Origin of the sequence: Pseudomonas sp. AS2.8 (genome assembly GCF_014190935.1) — a bacterium.
Taxonomy (GTDB): Bacteria; Pseudomonadota; Gammaproteobacteria; order Pseudomonadales; family Pseudomonadaceae; genus Chryseomonas.
Window position 1 is genome coordinate 721,352 of the sequence record NZ_JACHVV010000002.1, and the last position, 17,544, is coordinate 738,895.

Sequence of the window (17,544 nt, forward strand, 5' to 3'; positions counted from 1 at the left end):
GCAGCCGCTTCAGTGTTGGGCGCCAGCCCTCATGGCCAGCGGAAGTACAGGGTGGTGCGCGCCGGTTGCGCGACCGGTGCCGACGGCGTCGGCGCGGCATTGGCGTCCACCGGGGCTGCGGGTGTGGTGGCAGGTGCAGCCGGGGCAGCCGGGGCAGCCGGCGCCGAGGCGGGCTGCAGACCGGCCAGCGTCAGTTGCGCCTGCAACTGGTCGGGATTGGCGGTGAGGTCGTAGGTCAGCTGGGTGCCCTCGACCTTCACCAGCCGGCTCGACAGGGGCTCCAGCACCTTCTGCAGCTGGGCATAGCGCTCGAAGTTGGAGTTGTCGGCCACCAGCGTCAGCGGCTGGGTGGTACCCGGGCGGGAGACGAATTTCTTCGACAGGCGCGCGGCGACGTCCTGCAGCACGGCGGCGGCCAGGGCGTCCTGATCGGCCGCCTGGCTGGTGCCCTGCTCGGCGGCGGTGCCGTTCCACAGGCGCCACTGGGCCTGCCAGCCATTGCCCTGCGGCTTGGCGTGCACCGCCAGCAGGGCATTGGCGCCATAGCGCTCGGAGGCCTGGCGCAGGGCGGTCGGATCGCTGGCGTCGATGTTGGCGGCGGTGCCGGCCAACTGTTCGCTGAGGTCGGCCAGCGGCAGGCGGATCGGCAGGCCGGCACGCTGGGCGCCGCGTTGGACCCCGCTGCTGGCGGGCTGGCCGTCACCGACCAGGGTCGCCCCGCTGTCGGCGTCATTGAGCCACCAGATCATCACCACCGGGCGATTGGCGCCCCACACCGAGAGACCCGCCTGACCCAGGGCACGCTCGGTGGCGGCCGGGTCGAAGTTGGCCACCAGCACCTGCGGCGGACCGGCGTCATAGCCGTACTGGGTGATCAGGGATTCGGGCGCCGCCAGGGCACTGGCGAGACCCGGGGTCTGGCCGGCCTGGGGATTGCCGGTCAGGCGTCCTGCCAGCACCTGCAGGGCGCGCTTGAGGGCGGCAGTGCGCTCGTCCGGCTGTTGCGAGGTCACCGGCTCGCGGACCTGGTAGAGGTTGTCCACCACCTCGGCGCGGGCGAGCGGACTCAGGACCAGCAGCGAAGCGAGCAACGGAAGGACGAGACGGCGCATGGCGATTCCATAGAAAGGGCAAGGGGCATACCTTAAAAGCCGCCCGATCCGCGGGCAAGGGCACTGGGTCGCGGGCTGTGCAGAAGATAGCGGCGGAGACTGCCCGTCCGGCGAACGGACGGGCGATCAGGCTCAGACCACGGCAGGCTGGCCGGGTGCCATCGCCACCCGGACCGGAGGCCGCGGCGGGCCGCGTGCTTTGGCACGGCTTCTGGTAAAATCGCCCGCCTCATTGCCGGCTGGCGCCAGCCGGCTCGTTTCGCCATTAGCCAAAGGCCAGGATTCATGAGCAAACAACCCCAGCTGAGCTACAAGGACGCCGGTGTAGACATCGACGCCGGTGAGGCTCTGGTAGAACGCATCAAGGGCGTCGCCAAGCGCACCGCCCGCCCGGAAGTCATGGGCGGCCTGGGGGGCTTCGGTGCCCTGTGCGAGATCCCGGCAGGCTATCGCCAGCCGGTACTGGTCTCCGGCACCGACGGTGTCGGCACCAAGCTGCGCCTGGCCATGAACCTGGCCAAGCACGACAGCATCGGCATCGACCTGGTCGCCATGTGCGTCAACGACCTGGTGGTCTGCGGCGCCGAGCCGCTGTTCTTCCTCGACTACTACGCCACCGGCAAGCTCAATGTCGACGTCGCCGCCCAGGTGGTGACCGGCATCGGCACCGGTTGCGAACAGGCCGGCTGCTCCCTGGTGGGCGGCGAGACCGCCGAGATGCCCGGCATGTACGAAGGCGAAGACTACGACCTGGCCGGCTTCTGCGTCGGCGTGGTAGAGAAGTCCGAGATCATTGACGGTTCCAAGGTGGCCACCGGAGACGCCCTGATCGCCCTGCCCTCCTCCGGTCCGCACTCCAACGGCTATTCGCTGATCCGCAAGATCATCGAGGTGGCCGGTGCCGACATCGAGAACATCCAGCTCGACGGCCAACCGCTGACCGAATTGCTGATGGCGCCCACCCGCATCTATGTGAAGCCGCTGCTCAAGCTGATCAAGGACACCGGCGCGGTCAAGGCCATGGCCCACATCACCGGCGGCGGTCTGCTCGACAACATCCCGCGCGTGCTGCCCGAGGGCGCCCAGGCGGTGCTCGACGTGGCCAGTTGGCAGCGTCCGGCGGTGTTCGACTGGCTGCAGCAGCAGGGCAACGTCGACGAGACCGAGATGCACCGCGTGCTGAACTGCGGCGTGGGCATGGTCATCTGCGTGGCCCAGGATCAGGTCGAAGGCGCCCTGCAGGTGCTGCGTGCCGAGGGTGAGCAACCCTGGGTCATCGGCCGTATCGAACAGGCCGCCGAGGGTGCCGACCAGGTCGTGCTGAACAATCTGAAACAGCACGGATGAGTCAAGCCGACTGCGCCGTGGTGGTGCTCATATCCGGCCACGGCAGCAACCTGCAAGCCCTGCTCGACGCCGCGACGCCGCCCGTGCGGATCGCGGCGGTGATCGCCAACCGCGCCGAGGCCTATGGCCTGGAGCGGGCCCGCCAGGCCGGGATCGCCACCCAGGTGATCGATCACCGCGAACACGGCGATCGCGACAGCTTCGATGCGGCCCTGGCGGCCGCCATCGACGCCCAGGGCGCCCATCTCGTGGTCCTGGCCGGCTTCATGCGCATCCTCACGCCCGCCTTCGTGCGGCGCTACCAGGGTCGCCTGCTCAATATCCATCCCTCGCTGCTGCCCCTCTACAAGGGGCTGCACACCCACCAGCGCGCCCTCGATGCCGGCGATGCCTGGCACGGCTGCAGCGTGCACTTCGTCACCGAAGAACTGGATGGCGGGCCGGTCGTCCTGCAATCGCGGGTACCGGTGCAGCCTGAAGATACGGCGGAGAGCCTCGCGACACGGGTACACGCCGCCGAGCACCTCCTTTATCCTGTGGCCGTGCGGTTGTTCGCCGAAGGTCGTCTGCGGCTGGGTACCCTGGGTGCCGAGCTCGATGGCGAGGCGCTGCCGCCTACCGGGGCCGAGTTGCCGTCGCTGACGGCTTTGGCCTCCCCTTCCTGATCCAAGGAGAAACTGATGCGACGTCTGTTGTTCCTATTGGCCACCCTCTGCAGCGCCTCGGCCTTTGCCTTCGACCTGCAGCCGTTCACGGCCAGCTACACCGCCGACTGGAAGCAGATGCCGGTCAGCGGCTCGGCCGAGCGCTCGCTGCAGAAGGAAGCCGATGGCCGCTGGGAGCTGAAATTCGAAGCCTCCATGCTGGTCGCCGGCCTCAACGAGTCCAGCACCTTCCGCCGGGAAGGCGAGGCCTTCCTGCCGGACACCTATCAGTACAAGCGCAGCGGCCTGGGCAAGAGTCGCGAGAGCGAGCTGACCTTCGACTGGGCCGGCAAGAAGGTCACCGGCAAGGACAAGGATGATCCGGTCAGCCTGACGCTGGATCGCGGTCTGCTGGACAAGTCGACCTACCAGCTCAAGCTGCAGCAGGACGTGGCCGACGGCAAGAAGAGCATGAGCTACCAGATCGTCGACGGCGACAGCATCGACACCTACGACTTCCGCGTCATCGGCCCGGAGCGCATCCGCACCCCGCTGGGCCTGTTCGATGCCATCAAGGTCGAGCGCGTGCGCGATCCCACCAAGAGCAGCCGCAAGACCGAACTGTGGTTCGCCAAGGACTGGGACTATCTGCTGGTGCGCCTCTACCAGCAGGAGAGCGACGGCAAGGAATACCAGACCAGCCTCAAGGAAGGCTCGGTCAACGGGCGCACGGTGAAGGGCGCCAACTGATCTGGTCTGCAGGCAAAACGCCCTCTTCGGAGGGCGTTTTCCTTTATCCACCAAGCAGGCGTGGTAGCTGTCTCAACAGAAAGAAGATGCGTATCAAGCAGCCCTCTTCTGGCGTTTTACCGCCGCTCCTACATTTTTGCGGATCCTGCAGGAGCGGCCCAAGGCGGTGACGCCGCTGCCGGATGACAATCGCAGACGCGACAGATTGTCGCAGAAGTTGTAACGACTTGTTGCCGAGATACGCCTTGGTCCTGAAGCGAAACGCTCTAGTATGGGTTTTCAAGCCCAGCCGTAGCGCGGGCTCGACCAAGGAGATTCAGCATGACCATTACCGTAACCGAACGTGACGAAGACCATATGTCCCGCGAAGCCCGTGGCCTGGGCATGCATCTGTGGGACGTGAAACAGGAAGGGGAATTGGTCGGCGTCTACCAGAGCGAAGCCGATGCCCTGGAGTACAAGGAGCAGATCGAACACGAAGGCGCGTCGCACGCCGAGTGAAGCGAAAGACCTTTTTACCGACTGCCTGAAAAAGGCCCGCCTCTTGGAGGCGGGCCTTTTTCGTTCCAGGGTGGGGCGAGGCATTGCGGTAGGTTGGGTTGAGCGGAGTGAAGCCCAACGTCACTTGGTCCAGCGGTGTGCTCGGCATCCCTCACCCCAGCCCTCTCCCAGTGGGAGAGGGGGTAGCCTGGCGTGGGTGAGTGTCCCGTAGGTTGGGCTAAGACGGCTTCATCGTCGAAGCCCAACAATTTCAGGTCAGTGCACCAGCTCGTCGGCGAAGACCTTGTCCAGGGTGATGGGCAGATCCCGGACCCGCTTGCCCGTGGCATGGAAGATGGCGTTGGCGATGGCTGCCGCCACCCCGACGATCCCGATCTCGCCGATACCCTTGGCGCCCAGCGGATTGACGATCTCATCATCCTCCTCGACGAAGATCACCTCCAGCTGCTGGATGTCGGCCTGCACCGGGAAGTGGTACTCCGCCAGGCTGTGGTTCATCCAGCGCCCCTCGGTGGTGTCCATCATCCCCTCTTCCTGCAGGCCCATGCCGATGCCCCAGACGATGCCGCCGGCTACCTGGTTCTCGCCGGTCCTGAGGTTGAGGATGCGGCCGGCAGCCACCGCGGTGACCACGCGACTGACCTGGACGCTGCCGAAGTCTTCGTCGACCTTGACCTCGACGAACACCGCCGAGTGGGTACCGGTGGCGTAGTTGTCGCGCTCTTCGGCCGGTTCCGCGCTGGCCAGGGTTTCCATGGACGGCGACCCCGAGGCCTTGAGGATGGCGGTGAAGTCGACACGCTGGGCCGGATCGGTCTTGAGGCTGATGCCGCCGTCGGCGAACACCACCTGCTCCAGCTCGGCCTTGGCCAGCGGCGAGTCATCCATTTCCTTGGCCGCATCCAGCAGTTGCTGACGCAGCTGGTCGCAGGCCAGTTTCACGGCGGTGCCCACCGAGGACACGGTAAAGGAACCGCCCTCGAGGGGTGCCTTGGGCAGGGTGGAATCGCCGAGCTTGAAGGTCACCTTGTCCAGCGGCAGACCGAGGTTCTCGGCGGCGATCTGGGTCATCACCGTATAGGTGCCAGTGCCGATGTCGGCCGTGGCGCTGGCCACTACCAGACTGCCATCGATGTTCATCACCGCCTTGGCGGTGGCGGGTTGTTGCATGGCTTCCCAGACCCCGGTGGCCATGCCCCAACCCACCAGCTGGTTGCCGTCGCGCATGGAACGCGGCGCCATGCTGCGCTGTTCCCAGCCGAAGCGCTCGGCCGCCTGGCGATAGCACTCCAGCAATTCCTTGCTGGAATAGGGCTTGCCCTTGGCCGGATCGGTGTCGGTGAAGTTGCGGATGCGCAATTCCAGCGGATCGATGTCGGCGGCGTAGGCCAGTTCGTCCAGGGCGCTTTCCAGCGCATAGACGCCCAGCACCGCACCTGGGGCGCGCATGTCCAGCGGGGTGTAGACGTCCAGCGCGGCCAGCTGATAGGCCAGCTTGACGTTGGGGCAGGCATAGAGCGACGCCGACCAGACCAGCACCATCTCGGTGAAATCTTCGAAGCGCGAGGTGATGCCCAGGGCGCTGTGGTCGATGGCCTGCAGCTTGCCGTCGCTGTCGCAGGCCAGCTTGATCCGCTGGTAGGTCTCGGGGCGATAGCCGAAGGTGAACATCTGCTGGCGGGTCAGGGTCACCCGCACCGAGCGTTTGAGCTGCAGCGCCGCCATGGTCGCCAGTACCAGCTGGTACTGGGGACGCAGACCGGAACCGAAGGCCCCGCCAACGAAGGGCGAGATGACCTTCACGTCGCCCTCGCCCAGACCGAAGATGCTGCTGACGAACTGGGCGCTGTTCTGCACGCCTTGGGTCTTGTCGTGCACCGTCAGCTTGCCATCCTTGTGGTAGATGACGGTGGAGGCATGCATCTCCATGGGATTGTGGAATTCCGCGGCCGAGTGGTATTCGGCTTCGATGCGGGTGGGTGCGGCAGCCCAGGCCGCCGGGGCATCGCCGCGATTCTCCGGCAATTCCATGGGGGCTTCGTGGGCCTGGTCGCGGGCCTTGGCGAGGTCGGTGGCGTGGTCTTCCTCGCTGTACTGGGCGCGGATCAGGGAGGCGGCGTGACGGGCAGCCTCGAAGGTCTCGGCCACCACCAGGGCGATGGGCTGGCCACTGTAGAGGATGCGATCGTTGTAGAGCGGCCGGAAGGGCTTGCCATCAGCCGCGTCCATGTCGGTGTAGCTTTCGTCGTAGCTGGCCATCTCTGGTCGATTGAGATGGCTGAGCACCTCGAGCACGCCTGGCTGGGCCAGGGCTTCGCTAACGTCCAGGCCGAGCAGGCGACCCTTGGTGATGGTGGCGTTGACCACGAACCCGAAGGCCAGATCCGGTACGCTGAATTCGCCGGCATAGAGCGCCTGGCCGGTGACCTTGAGCGGACCGTCGACGCGGGGAACGGCTTTTTGCAGATGGACGACGGTCATTGCAGGGTACCTCCAGCGGCTTCGGTGAGGGCACGTACGATGGCGCGCCGGGCCAGTTCGATCTTGAAGCTGTTGTGGGCGAAGCCCTGGGCGCCCTGCAGCAGGCGATCGGCCAATTGGCCAAAGGCCGCCTTGTCCGCCACCTGACCGACCAGCGCCTGTTCGGCCTCCGGCAGGCGCCAGGGCTTGTGGGCCACGCCGCCCAGGGCGACACGGACCTGCTTGATGCGCTCGCCATCCAGTTCCAGCGCTGCTGCGACCGAGACCAGGGCGAAGGCATAGGAAGCGCGATCGCGGATCTTCAGGTAGGCACTGTGGGCGGCCAGGCTCTCGGCCGGCAGGGTCACGGCGGTGATGAGTTCGTCGGCGGCGAGGTTGGTATCGCGCTCGGGGGTGTCGCCGGGCAGCCGGTGGAAATCGGCGAAGTCGATGACCCGCTCGCCATTCGGACCGCTCACCTCGACCCGGGCTTCCAGCGCAGCCAGGGCCACGCACATGTCCGAGGGGTGGGTGGCGATGCACTGTTCGCTGTGGCCGAGGATGGCGTGGATGCGATTCTGCCCGTCACGGGCGCCGCAGCCGGAGCCGGGTTCACGCTTGTTGCAGGGGGTGCCCACGTCATAGAAGTAGTAGCAGCGGGTGCGCTGCAGCAGGTTGCCACCGGTGGAGGCCATGTTGCGCAATTGCGGGGAGGCACCGGCGAGGATGGCCTTGGCCAGCAGCGGATAGCGACGCTGCACCTCGGAGTGGTAGGCCACCTCGGCATTCTTGACCAGGGCGCCGATGCGCAGACCGCCTTCGGCGGTGGTCTCGACCTCGCGCAGGGGCAGGCCGTTGACGTCGATCAGTTGCTCGGGGCGCTCGACGTTTTCCTTCATCAGGTCCAGCAGGTTGGTGCCGCCGGCGATGAAATGGGTCTGGGGGCCATGCTGGCGGATGGCATCGGGCACGGCGTTGGGCTTGGCATAACCGAAGCGGTTCATTCGCGGCCCTCCCCCTGCTGGCAATCCGGACGCGCCCGCTCGATGGCGGCGCGGATGTTGCGATAGGCGCCGCAGCGGCAGAGGTTGCCGCTCATCTGCTCGGCCACCTCGGCCTCGCTGTGGGCATGGCCCTCCTTGAGCATGCCGATCGCCGAGCAGATCTGCCCGGGGGTGCAATAGCCGCACTGGAAGGCGTCTTCGGCGACGAAGGCCGCCTGCATGGGGTGCAGCTGGTCGCCCTGGGCCAGGCCCTCGACGGTGGTGACCTCGGCGCCGTCCTGCATGACCGCCAGGGCCAGACAGCTGTTGATGCGGGTGCCATTGACCAGGACGGTGCAGGCGCCGCACTGGCCATGATCGCACCCCTTCTTGGTGCCGGTCAGGTCGAGGTGGTCGCGCAGGAGGTCCAGCAGGGTGGTCCAGGGCTCGACCGCCAGTTGCAGCTGCTTGCCGTTGAGGGTCAGGGCGATGGTATGGGACTCGGGTTCGGCCAGGGGCTGAACCTGGCGCGCGGGGGTGGCGTTCATGGCGGACCTCACGGTTGGAGCCGCGGGGTGCAGATTGCCCCCGTGGTCGGAATAGGCGGTGGCAGCGAAGGGCCACCTCAGGTAAGGGACTGTCCCCGACCGGAACCGGTTCAGCACCCCTGCCCAGCGGTATTCAACGTAACGTTGAAAGTCGCTCAGCGAAGCGGCGAGAGTGCCTTTCCAGAGCCTTTTTCCAGGGGCAAGACACATTCGGTATGGCGCCTGCTCGGGTCAGCGGCCCAGTGGCCTGAACCCCACTGGCACCGGGGTAGTCATCAGAACTCCCGTGATATGCCCCTAACGATGAGAATCCGACCATGGCTTCCGACTCCGATTCACGCTGGCGCCTGTCGCGACGGCAGTTTCTCGGCACCTCCGCGGTGCTGGTGGCGACCAGCGCCATTCCCGGCTACACCTTCGCCCAGGCCAGTGGTGGCGCGCCCCTGACGCCCCGGGCCATCGCCGCGCGTCTGCCGCAGCTGCTGCCGCTGACCCTGCAGATCAATGGCGAGGCGCGCCGGCTCCGGGTCGACAGCCGCACCACCCTGCTCGATGCCCTGCGCGAGAACCTGCATCTCACCGGCACCAAGAAGGGCTGCGATCATGGCCAGTGCGGTGCCTGCACGGTGCTGGTGAACGGCCAGCGCATCAACAGCTGCCTGAGCCTGGCGGCCATGCACGAAGGCGACGCCATCACCACCATCGAAGGCCTGGGCCAGGCCGAGCGCCTGCATCCGATGCAGGCAGCCTTCCTGGCCAAGGACGGCTTCCAGTGCGGCTATTGCACGCCCGGGCAGATCTGCTCGGCGGTGGCGCTGCTGGAAGAGGTCAAGGCCGGCATGCCCAGCCATGTCTCGGCACGCCTGGACGGGCCGATGCGGCTGAGCGAGGAAGAGATCCGCGAACGCATGAGCGGCAACCTCTGTCGCTGCAGCGCCTATCCCAACATCGTCGCGGCCATCCAGATGGCGGGGGGCCAGGCATGAGAGTCTTCGACTATCAGCGGGTGCAGAACGAAGCCGATGCCAGCCGCCAGGGGGCCCAGGCCGGCAGTCGCTTCATCGCCGGGGGCACCAACCTGCTGGACCTGATGAAGCTGGAGATCGAAACGCCCAGCCAGGTGCTGGACATCAATCGCCTGCAGCTGGATCAGATCAGCGCCACCGCGGACGGCGGCCTGCGCATCGGTACCCTGGTGCGCAATTCCACCCTGGCCGCCGACGCCCGGGTCCGGGAGCGCTATCCGGTGCTCTCCCGCGCGCTGCTGGCCGGCGCTTCGGCGCAGCTGCGCAACAAGGCCACCACTGGCGGCAATCTCCTGCAGCGCACCCGCTGCTCCTACTTCTACAACACCGCCATGCCCTGCAACAAACGTAAGCCCGGCAGCGGTTGCGCGGCCCTGGGCGGCTTCAATCGGATGAACGCGGTGCTCGGCGCCAGTGACCAGTGCATCGCCGTACACCCCTCCGACATGGCGGTGGCCATGCGGGTGCTGGACGCCACGGTGGAAACCCGGGAAGCCAATGGCCGCACCCGGCGCATCCCCCTTGTCGACTTCCATCGCCTGCCCGGTGACACCCCGCAGATCGAGACGGTGCTGCAACCCGGCGAACTCATCACCGCCGTGACCCTGCCGCCGCCACCGCCCGGCATCCAGGTCTACCGCAAGGTGCGCGATCGCGCCTCCTATGCCTTCGCCCTGGTATCCATGGCCGCCATCGTCGAGCTGGACGGCACGCGCATCCGCAGCGGTCGCGCCGCCTTCGGCGGCCTGGCGCACAAGCCCTGGCGAGTGGCGGCGGCCGACCAGGCCTTTGCCGGCCAGGCCGTGGACAGCGATCTGGCGGCCGTGGGCGATGCCCTGCTCGCCGGTGCCCGTGGCTATGGCCACAACGATTTCAAGCTCGAGCTGACCCGCCGCATCCTGCGCGCCGGGGTGGCCGACGCCCGCCAACAGGCCTGAGGACAGCAGCATGGAAATGAATGAACCCGCTGGCCGCAACCTGATCGACGAGAATCGCGGCGGCCTGATCGGCAAGCCCATCGACCGCGTCGACGGCCTGCTCAAGGTCACCGGCCAGGCGCCCTACAGCTTCGAATTCCGCAACGATCGCGTCGCCTATGGCTTCATCGTCGGTGCCACCATCGCCAAGGGCCGCATCCGGCGCCTGGACACCTCGGCCGCGGAGAGCGCGCCGGGCGTGCTCAGCGTGCTGACCTATCGCAACGCGCCGCGCCAGGCCGCCCGCGAACCGGACAACAGCGGTCGCTTCACCCGGCCCAAGCCCTATCTGGACAGCGACCAGGTGCGCTATTTCGGCGAACCCGTGGCCTTCGTGGTGGCCGAGACCTTCGAGGAGGCACGCCTGGCGGCGGCCCTGGTGGAGATCGACTACGCGGCCGAACCCGGTGTCTTCGACCTCGCCGCCAATCTCGGCCAGGCGGTCAAGCCGCCGGATGCCGATCAGCCCACCGACACCGCCTCGGGCGATGTGGATGCCGCCTTTGCCCGGGCGCCGATCAAGCTCGACGAGCGCTACACCACGCCCTACCACATCCATGCGCAGATGGAGCCCCACGCCAGCCTCGCCCAGTGGGACGGCGACCGGGTGACGATCTATTGCTCCACCCAGTTCGTCGAGCAGGCGCAGAGTTGCGTGGCCAATACCCTGCAACTGCCCAAGGAGAACGTGCGTATCGTGGCGCGCTATATCGGCGGCGGCTTCGGCGGCAAGTTGCCAATCTACGCCGATGCCCTGATCGGCGCCATGGCCGCCCGCGCCATCGGCCGGCCGGTCAAGGTCACCCTCACCCGCCAGCAGATGTTCCAGATCACCGATCACCGCTCGGCCACCATCCAGCGCATCCGCCTGGGTGCCGACCGCGACGGTCGTATCCAGGCGATGGCCCATGAGGGCTGGTCCCATTCCGCCCGTGGCCTGACCTACTACGAACCTACCGGCCTGTCCTCGCGCACCCTCTATACCGGCGACGACCGCCTGGTGGCGCACCGCATGGTCGAGCTGGATCTGCCCGAGTCCGGCTCCTGCCGGGCGCCCGGCGAAGCCGTGGGAATGCTCGCCAGCGAAAGCGCCATGGACGAGCTGGCGGTCATGCTCGCTCTCGATCCCATCGAGCTGCGGATCCGCAACGAGCCCAGCCAGGACCCGGAAAAGCACATCCCCTTCTCTTCCCGCAAGCTGGTGGAGTGCATGCAGGACGGCGCCCGTCGCTTCGGCTGGAACCGGCGCAACGCTACGCCCGGTCAGGTACGCGACGGCGACTGGCTGATCGGCCTGGGCATGGCGGCGGCCAGTCGCGCCAACATGCTCAGGCCGTCCCAGGCCGGGGTACGCCTGGAAGCCGATGGCACGGCCACGGTGAAGACCTCGATGACCGACATCGGCACCGGGACCTACACCATCCTGGCGCAGATCGCCGGCGAGTCGCTCGGCTTGCCGGTGGAGCGGGTCAAGGTGCTGCTGGGCGACAGCGATGATCCGGCCGGGGCCGGCTCCGGCGGTTCCTTTGGCGCCGCCAGTTCCGGTTCCTCGGTCTATGTCGCCTGCGAGAATCTGCGCCTGAAGGCGGCGCAGGCGGCCGGTCTGGATCCGGCCAGCGCCCGCTTCGTCGGTGGCCGGCTGATCGCCGACAACGGCAGTCGCGACCTCGCAGAGCTGGCGCGCCAGCACGATCTCCAGGCCATCGGCGAGATCAAGCCGGGGCAGACGCTCAAGGACTATTCGCAGCAGGGCTACGGGGCCTTCTTCGCCGAGGTGGGGGTACACGCCCTCACCGGCGAGATCCGCCTGCGGCGGATGCTCGGGGTGTTCGCCGCGGGCCGCATCCTCAACGAGAAGACCGCCCATTCGCAGATGCTCGGCGGAATGATCTGGGGGGTGGGCAGCGCCCTGCACGAAGACGGGGTGATCGATACCCGCCACGGCCACTTCGTCAACCATGACCTGGCCGACTATCACTACCCCTGCCACCTGGATATCCCGGCCATCGAAGCCCACTTCCTGCCGGAAGTGGACGACAAGGCCAATCCGCTGAAGATCAAGGGCGTCGGCGAACTGGGGATCTGCGGCGCCGGGGCCGCCCTCACCAATGCCGTCTACAACGCCTGCGGGGTGCGCATCCGCGACTATCCGCTGACGGTGGACAAGGTGCTGGCGGGGCTGAAGACGGCCTGACGGCGAGCGGCGCGACTCAGCGCGCCGCCTTGCCCCCTGCCCGGGTCGCCAGCAGCACCCCACCGATGGCGATGACCATGGCCACCCAGGCCAGCGGTGGCAGGGTCTCGCCCAGCAGTAGCCAGGCGCTCAGGGCGGCGCCCGGCGGCACGCAGAAAAACAGCGCACTGACTCGCGCCGCCTCGCCGGCGCGGATCATCCACACCAGCAGGCTGATGGCCAGCAGCGAATTGGCCAGTACGAGGTAGGCCAGGGCACCGATGAAAGCGGGCGCCCAGTGCACCGGACTGTCCTCGAACAGCAGCGCCAGGGGCGCGCAACACACCAGGCCGACGCTGTACTGCACCAGGTTGTTGGTAACCGGATGCTGGGCCACGCCCAGGCGCTTTTCGTAGAGCACGGCGCTGGTCATGCCCAGCAAGGCGCCCACCGCCAGGCAGATACCGAAGAGGGATTCCACGGCGACGCTGGCCCGCGCCAGGATCACGCCGACGGCGCCGAGCAGTCCCAGGGCCAGTCCCAGCCACTGCAGCGGCGCCACCCGCTCACCCACCAGCAGGGGGGCGCCCAGGGCCACCAGGATGGGTTGCAACGAGGCGACCATGGCCACCACGTTGGCCGACGCGCCCATCACCAGGGCGCCATAGCTCATGCCGAAATAGACGCCCTGGATCAGAAAGCCCACTACCGCCAGATTCGCCCATTCCCGCCGGGTGCGCGGCAGCGGCGGACGCAGCACCAGGAAGGCGATCAGCAGCACGCTGAACGCCAGCGCATAGCGCATCGCCAGCAGGGTGAAGGGCGGTGCATAGGCCAGGCCCACCTTGGACACGGCGAAACCGGCGGACCACAGGGCCAGGAACACCAGGGGGATGAGGCGCAGCAACCAGGGATTCAGCGAAGTGGACGACATCGGACACTCAGGGCCAGGCGAGTCAGCGGGACGCGACTCGCGAGCGGGAAGGATAGCTGACGATCAGCAGACCACTGAGCACCAGGGCCGCGCCGGCGAGAAATCCCGGACCCGGGGTCTCGTCCAGCAGCCAGACGCCCATCAGCACACCGAACAGCGGTGTCAGCAGGGTCAGCACGCCCAGGGGCGCCGCGCGATAGCGACTGAGCAGCACGAACCAGCCCAGCAGACTGATGCCGGCGACGATAAACACCTGGAACGCCAGGCTCGACCAGGCCAGGGAATCCAGCCCGGCCAGATCCAGGCGCTTGCCGAGCGGCAGGGCCAGCGCCAGCAGCACCACCCCGGTCACCCCGAGTTGATAGAACAGGGTGCGCAGCGGCGGCGCCTCGGCCAGGGCGCTGCGGCGGATCAGCACCGTGGTGGCACCCCAGGCGGCGCCGCCGGCCAGGCCGATCAGATCGCCCTGCCAGCTGGTGCCGCCGCTTGGCTTGCCGACCAGGAAGGCACAGACCACGCCACTGGCCGCCAGCAGCATGCCCAGCCACTGCCGCCCCGACAGCCGCTCCCCGGGCACCAGCCAGTGCAGACCGCAGGCGGCGAATAGCGGCGCCGTGTAGATGAACACCACCATGTGCGCGGCGCTGGTGTATTTCAGGCCCACCGCCATGCAGAGGAATTCCAGGGCGAACAGCGACCCGGCGAGCAGGCCGGGAATCAGCGTCTGGTCGCGGCCCAGGCAGCGGATGCCGCGCCAGCGCGCCAGGCCATAGAGCAGCCCGGCCGCCAGCAGCGAACGCCAGCCGATCTGCAGCAGGGGATCCACCTGCTCGGCGATGGCCTTGATCGCCGTCTGCTGCAGCCCCCAGACCAGGCAGAGCACTAGCATGACCAGCACGGCGGGGAGATCGAGCTCCTTGCGCATGAGCGTCGCTCCAGGAAAAAAAGTGAGCCTGCAGGATGACGGTGGCTGAACAGGTCGGACAAACGATGTTTAATGGGCGTCAGGCTCAGGAAAACTAAGGCTCCGCGTGACGACCGCCCTCCCCCTAAACGCCCTGCGCGCCTTTGCCGCCGCCGCGCGACATCAGCACTTCGCCAAGGCCGCGGACGAGTTGCATGTCACGGCCGGTGCCATCAGCCGGCAGATCCGCCTGCTCGAAGAGGAGCTGGGGCAGCCGCTGTTCGAGCGCCTGCCCCAGGGCGTACGGCTCACCGCCCAAGGGCGCGCCTTGGCCGCGGAGATCGCGCCGCACCTCGACGGCCTGACCCGCGCCGTCGCCCGGGCGCGGGTCAAGAGTAGCGTCCTGACCGTCAGCGCACCGCCCACCTTTGGCCAGGAATGGCTGTTGCCGCGGCTGGAAGACTTCCAGCGCCAGCATCCGGACATCGAGGTCTTTCTCGACGCCTCGTCCGCCATCGTGCCCCTGGGCACCGAGGGCGGTGCCCAGGCGGCGATCCGCTATGGCCGGGGCGACTGGCAGGACGGCGAGACCCGCCTGCTGCTGCGCGAATGGATCTTTCCGGTGTGCAGCCCGGCACTGATCCCGGCGCCGCTGGCAGAACCCACTGCCTTGCTGGACTATCCGCTGCTGCATGCCGAATGGCCCGGCGGCTGGCGTTCGGGTCGCCCCAGCAGCCGGTCCAACGCGTGGCAGGACTGGTTCGCCAGCCAGCAGGTGCCCCTGGGCGACAGTCTGCGCGGCCCGCGCTATTCACTGAGCGGCATGGCCCTGCAACAGGCGGCGGCCGGCAAGGGCGTGGCGCTGGGCGGCTGCGTGCTGGCCCAGCGCCTGCTGGCCAGCGGCGCCCTGGTCCGCCCGCTGCCGGATCGGTTCAACCAGCTGTCGGCCCAGGCCTACTTCCTGGTGTTGCCCAAGGGCCCGGTGGACGCGCCGGTACAGCGCTGGATCGACTGGCTGCTGGTGCAGATCCGCCAATTCCGCGAGACCCAGGGCGAGCCGCAGGAGACCGGCGGCGCCTGGTGAGGGCCGCGCTTTTGCGGCAGTCTAAGCGGCCTGCCCCTGCAATAGTCAGCCTGCATGATCACCTGTCGCCTGTCCGCCCTGCTCGTCCTGCTGCTCTCGACCGCCGCCCTGGCCGCCGAACAGGCCCCGGCCGACTGCGATCGCCAGGGCAGCGAGGCGCAGCTGGCGGCCTGCGCCAGCCAGGACCTGGCCGTGGCCGAAGCCCGGCTGGCCGACGTCTACGGTCGCCGGCTGGCCGGTCTCTCCACTGAACAACGACCTGCCTTCGAACGTCTGCAACGACTCTGGCAGGACGACCGGGCGCCCCGCTGCGCCACCGCGACTCGCGGTTTCCAGGGCGACATGCAGCAGCTGCAGTATCTGAGTTGTCTGAAGTCGGTGACCCTGCTGCGGCTGGACGATCTGCAACGGCAACTACCGCGGCGCGACTGACGCTTCGTCGCCACCGCTGCTGTCCGGCGCCGGAACTCACTATCATGGCGCCCCGCTGTTGGAGTTCGAGATGTACGAGCGTTACCTGCCCCTGCTGGTCCCGGCCGGACTGCTGCTTCTGGGGGCTTTGTGGTGGTGGCAGCGCCGGCGTCAGGCCGCCTTTCCCTATCGCCAGGTCGAAGCCCTCTTCACCCCCGCCGAACAGGCCTTTCTCGCCGTGCTCGACGAAGCCGTGGGCGACGACTACCGGGTGTTCGGCAAGGTGCGCATCGCCGATGTGGTCCAGACCCTGCCGCTGCGCGACCGCCGCCGCTATCTGATCGCGCAGAATCGCATCAACTGCAAGCACTTCGACTTCGCCATCTGCCGACGCGACGACCTCGCGGTGCACGCCGTGGTCGAACTCAACGACAGGTCGCACCTGCAGCGTCATCGCCAGCAGCGCGACCGCTTCGTCCGCGCGGTGTGCGAGGCCGCCCAGTTGCGCCTGGTGGAGATTCCGGCGGCGGCGCGCTATTCCGCCACCGCCGTACGTGACGCCGTGTTCGGCGGGCGCCGTCCGCGCACTCGGGTAGCGCCCCCCAGCCAGGCGCTGGCGCCGGAATGCCCGGAGTGCCAGGCGCCCATGGTCCGCCGTCGCGCGCGCAGCGGTCGCCACCAGGGCCGGGAATTCTGGGCCTGCTCGAACTACCCGGATTGTCGCGGCCTGCTCGACATCGACGACTGACCAAGGGACCCCTGCCATGCGCTATCCCACCACCCCGGACGGACGCTACTTCGTGGTCAGGGGCCGGCTCTGGCGCTGCACCGATCCCAGCCTGCCCGCCGACCGCCGTGACGTGCTGACCCATGAGCTGATGGATGCGCGCCGCCAGGTGGGCGTGGCCAAGCGCCAGGGTGACGAGGCCGCCCTGCGCACGGCGCGCGCCGCGGTGGACGCCGCCAAGCACGCCCTGGGCGAGCGCGGACCGGTCTGGTGGACCGACGGCGCGCTCGACTACAACCGGCGGATGGCCCGGAACACCCCCTATGCCGACTGGTACCGGCAGCTGGATGCCGAGGCTTCCTGACCCGCTCCGCGCGGCGTAAGGTGAACGGCTGAATCCTCTTGCGAGCTCCGCTCTTGCGTATCCGCCCCGCCTTCGTCACCGATCTCGCCGCCATCTGCTGGCTAGCCGAACAACTCGCCGAGCAGCATCACCGGCAGGCCCCGGCGACCTTCGCCGAGCCCTCCGGCGGCTGGCGCGACCAGGACTACTGGGCCGCCCAGCTCGAGCCGGAAGACGGGGTGCTGTTGGTCGCTGAGGCCCGCGACGAACTGGTCGGCTTCGTCACCGCACGCCTGTCCGATACCCGCTCGATTTCCTTTCTGCAGCCGCTGATCCTCTGCCGCATCGGCACCCTGGTGGTCTCGGCCAGCCACCGACGGCTGGGCGTGGGTGCCCGGCTGCTGGACGCCGTGGAAGCCTGGGCCCGGGACAACGACGTCGACGAATTGCGCCTGGAGGTCATGGAATTCAACGAGGACGCCCAGGCCTTCTATGCCCGCCAGGACTTCCAGGGGCAGTCGCGGATTCTGGCCAAGGCGTTGCGGTAGGGTTGGCTGCAGCGCGATCAAAGTCAGGGTCGCGACAGACCGGCACCCTCACCCCAGCCCTCTCCCAGGGGGA

General features: G+C 67.9%; 18 protein-coding genes. 12 read left to right on the plus strand and 6 right to left on the minus strand.

The genetic code is table 11. The annotated features are described in order from the left end of the window. Positions 1 to 29: 29 nt before the first annotated feature. A complete protein-coding gene (locus FHR73_RS10315) occupies positions 30 to 1,112 on the minus strand; it encodes a DUF2066 domain-containing protein (RefSeq protein ID WP_183630918.1) in 1,083 nt (360 codons plus the stop codon). Between the two features lie 285 nt (positions 1,113 to 1,397). On the opposite strand from FHR73_RS10315, the gene purM reads away from it, so the two are divergent. The 4 genes from purM (at position 1,398) to FHR73_RS10335 (ending at position 4,354) form a co-directional block, all read left to right on the plus strand. Continuing rightward, positions 1,398 to 2,459: a phosphoribosylformylglycinamidine cyclo-ligase gene (purM, locus tag FHR73_RS10320; protein WP_133859721.1), complete on the plus strand. Its 1,062-nt coding sequence runs from the start codon at positions 1,398 to 1,400 to the stop codon at positions 2,457 to 2,459. Beyond that, positions 2,456 to 3,124, plus strand: coding sequence for a phosphoribosylglycinamide formyltransferase (purN, locus tag FHR73_RS10325; RefSeq protein WP_183630919.1), 669 nt, complete (start codon positions 2,456 to 2,458; stop codon positions 3,122 to 3,124). Before purM ends, purN begins: the two co-directional genes overlap by 4 nt. A 15-nt stretch (positions 3,125 to 3,139) precedes the next feature. Then, positions 3,140 to 3,853 (plus strand): DUF3108 domain-containing protein, encoded by a 714-nt coding sequence (locus FHR73_RS10330; RefSeq protein ID WP_183630920.1) that lies wholly within the window; start codon positions 3,140 to 3,142, stop codon positions 3,851 to 3,853. Between the two features lie 321 nt (positions 3,854 to 4,174). Then, positions 4,175 to 4,354, plus strand: coding sequence for a hypothetical protein (locus FHR73_RS10335; protein ID WP_133859723.1), 180 nt, complete (start codon positions 4,175 to 4,177; stop codon positions 4,352 to 4,354). 255 nt (positions 4,355 to 4,609) lie between these two features. On the opposite strand, the gene FHR73_RS10340 is transcribed toward FHR73_RS10335, so the two are convergent. Genes FHR73_RS10340 through FHR73_RS10350 form a run of 3 tightly spaced genes read right to left on the minus strand, consistent with a single transcriptional unit; the run spans position 4,610 to position 8,345 of the window. Then, entirely contained in the window at positions 4,610 to 6,835 is a 2,226-nt protein-coding gene (locus FHR73_RS10340) for a xanthine dehydrogenase family protein molybdopterin-binding subunit (protein ID WP_183630921.1), read from the minus strand. Further along, positions 6,832 to 7,818: a xanthine dehydrogenase family protein subunit M gene (locus FHR73_RS10345; RefSeq protein WP_183630922.1), complete on the minus strand. Its 987-nt coding sequence runs from the start codon at positions 7,816 to 7,818 to the stop codon at positions 6,832 to 6,834. Before FHR73_RS10345 ends, FHR73_RS10340 begins: the two co-directional genes overlap by 4 nt. Then, complete coding sequence (locus FHR73_RS10350; RefSeq protein ID WP_133859726.1) at positions 7,815 to 8,345, minus strand: (2Fe-2S)-binding protein; 531 nt, start codon at positions 8,343 to 8,345, stop codon at positions 7,815 to 7,817. The genes FHR73_RS10345 and FHR73_RS10350 overlap by 4 nt, the downstream gene beginning before the upstream one ends. A 317-nt stretch (positions 8,346 to 8,662) precedes the next feature. Between FHR73_RS10350 and paoA the strand changes: the two genes are divergently transcribed. Genes paoA through FHR73_RS10365 form a run of 3 tightly spaced genes read left to right on the plus strand, consistent with a single transcriptional unit; the run spans position 8,663 to position 12,541 of the window. Next, positions 8,663 to 9,331, plus strand: coding sequence for an aldehyde dehydrogenase iron-sulfur subunit PaoA (paoA, locus tag FHR73_RS10355; RefSeq protein WP_183630923.1), 669 nt, complete (start codon positions 8,663 to 8,665; stop codon positions 9,329 to 9,331). Then, positions 9,328 to 10,308: a xanthine dehydrogenase family protein subunit M gene (locus tag FHR73_RS10360; protein WP_183630924.1), complete on the plus strand. Its 981-nt coding sequence runs from the start codon at positions 9,328 to 9,330 to the stop codon at positions 10,306 to 10,308. Before paoA ends, FHR73_RS10360 begins: the two co-directional genes overlap by 4 nt. A 10-nt stretch (positions 10,309 to 10,318) precedes the next feature. Continuing rightward, the gene (locus tag FHR73_RS10365) at positions 10,319 to 12,541 is read left to right on the plus strand and encodes a xanthine dehydrogenase family protein molybdopterin-binding subunit (protein ID WP_183630925.1); all 2,223 of its coding nucleotides are present in this window, start codon (positions 10,319 to 10,321) and stop codon (positions 12,539 to 12,541) included. 16 nt (positions 12,542 to 12,557) lie between these two features. Here the strand turns inward: FHR73_RS10365 and FHR73_RS10370 are convergent, their stop codons facing one another. Continuing rightward, entirely contained in the window at positions 12,558 to 13,454 is an 897-nt protein-coding gene (locus FHR73_RS10370) for a DMT family transporter (protein WP_183630926.1), read from the minus strand. A 22-nt stretch (positions 13,455 to 13,476) separates the two neighbouring features. Next, positions 13,477 to 14,379: a DMT family transporter gene (locus FHR73_RS10375; RefSeq protein ID WP_183630927.1), complete on the minus strand. Its 903-nt coding sequence runs from the start codon at positions 14,377 to 14,379 to the stop codon at positions 13,477 to 13,479. Between the two features lie 106 nt (positions 14,380 to 14,485). On the opposite strand from FHR73_RS10375, the gene FHR73_RS10380 reads away from it, so the two are divergent. The 5 genes from FHR73_RS10380 (at position 14,486) to FHR73_RS10400 (ending at position 17,471) form a co-directional block, all read left to right on the plus strand. Then, positions 14,486 to 15,442: a LysR substrate-binding domain-containing protein gene (locus FHR73_RS10380; protein ID WP_183630928.1), complete on the plus strand. Its 957-nt coding sequence runs from the start codon at positions 14,486 to 14,488 to the stop codon at positions 15,440 to 15,442. A 54-nt stretch (positions 15,443 to 15,496) separates the two neighbouring features. Beyond that, positions 15,497 to 15,874 (plus strand): lysozyme inhibitor LprI family protein, encoded by a 378-nt coding sequence (locus FHR73_RS10385; protein WP_183630930.1) that lies wholly within the window; start codon positions 15,497 to 15,499, stop codon positions 15,872 to 15,874. A gap of 70 nt (positions 15,875 to 15,944) precedes the next feature. Continuing rightward, on the plus strand, positions 15,945 to 16,601 hold the full coding sequence (locus tag FHR73_RS10390; RefSeq protein WP_183630932.1) for a DUF2726 domain-containing protein: 657 nt from the start codon (positions 15,945 to 15,947) through the stop codon (positions 16,599 to 16,601). 16 nt (positions 16,602 to 16,617) lie between these two features. Next, the gene (locus FHR73_RS10395) at positions 16,618 to 16,944 is read left to right on the plus strand and encodes a hypothetical protein (protein WP_183630934.1); all 327 of its coding nucleotides are present in this window, start codon (positions 16,618 to 16,620) and stop codon (positions 16,942 to 16,944) included. Positions 16,945 to 16,997: 53 nt separating this feature from the next. Then, a complete protein-coding gene (locus tag FHR73_RS10400) occupies positions 16,998 to 17,471 on the plus strand; it encodes a GNAT family N-acetyltransferase (RefSeq protein ID WP_183630936.1) in 474 nt (157 codons plus the stop codon). Positions 17,472 to 17,544 lie beyond the last annotated feature (73 nt).

Bases quoted from the DNA above. Each gene is read 5' to 3' on its own strand.
- FHR73_RS10315 (WP_183630918.1), bottom strand. From the start codon at position 1,112: ATGCGCCGTCTCGTCCTTCCGTTGCTCGCTTCGCTGCTGGTCCTGAGT.
- purM (WP_133859721.1), top strand. From the start codon at position 1,398: ATGAGCAAACAACCCCAGCTGAGCTACAAGGACGCCGGTGTAGACATC.
- purN (WP_183630919.1), top strand. From the start codon at position 2,456: ATGAGTCAAGCCGACTGCGCCGTGGTGGTGCTCATATCCGGCCACGGC.
- FHR73_RS10330 (WP_183630920.1), top strand. From the start codon at position 3,140: ATGCGACGTCTGTTGTTCCTATTGGCCACCCTCTGCAGCGCCTCGGCC.
- FHR73_RS10335 (WP_133859723.1), top strand. From the start codon at position 4,175: ATGACCATTACCGTAACCGAACGTGACGAAGACCATATGTCCCGCGAA.
- FHR73_RS10340 (WP_183630921.1), bottom strand. From the start codon at position 6,835: ATGACCGTCGTCCATCTGCAAAAAGCCGTTCCCCGCGTCGACGGTCCG.
- FHR73_RS10345 (WP_183630922.1), bottom strand. From the start codon at position 7,818: ATGAACCGCTTCGGTTATGCCAAGCCCAACGCCGTGCCCGATGCCATC.
- FHR73_RS10350 (WP_133859726.1), bottom strand. From the start codon at position 8,345: ATGAACGCCACCCCCGCGCGCCAGGTTCAGCCCCTGGCCGAACCCGAG.
- paoA (WP_183630923.1), top strand. From the start codon at position 8,663: ATGGCTTCCGACTCCGATTCACGCTGGCGCCTGTCGCGACGGCAGTTT.
- FHR73_RS10360 (WP_183630924.1), top strand. From the start codon at position 9,328: ATGAGAGTCTTCGACTATCAGCGGGTGCAGAACGAAGCCGATGCCAGC.
- FHR73_RS10365 (WP_183630925.1), top strand. From the start codon at position 10,319: ATGGAAATGAATGAACCCGCTGGCCGCAACCTGATCGACGAGAATCGC.
- FHR73_RS10370 (WP_183630926.1), bottom strand. From the start codon at position 13,454: ATGTCGTCCACTTCGCTGAATCCCTGGTTGCTGCGCCTCATCCCCCTG.
- FHR73_RS10375 (WP_183630927.1), bottom strand. From the start codon at position 14,379: ATGCGCAAGGAGCTCGATCTCCCCGCCGTGCTGGTCATGCTAGTGCTC.
- FHR73_RS10385 (WP_183630930.1), top strand. From the start codon at position 15,497: ATGATCACCTGTCGCCTGTCCGCCCTGCTCGTCCTGCTGCTCTCGACC.
- FHR73_RS10390 (WP_183630932.1), top strand. From the start codon at position 15,945: ATGTACGAGCGTTACCTGCCCCTGCTGGTCCCGGCCGGACTGCTGCTT.
- FHR73_RS10395 (WP_183630934.1), top strand. From the start codon at position 16,618: ATGCGCTATCCCACCACCCCGGACGGACGCTACTTCGTGGTCAGGGGC.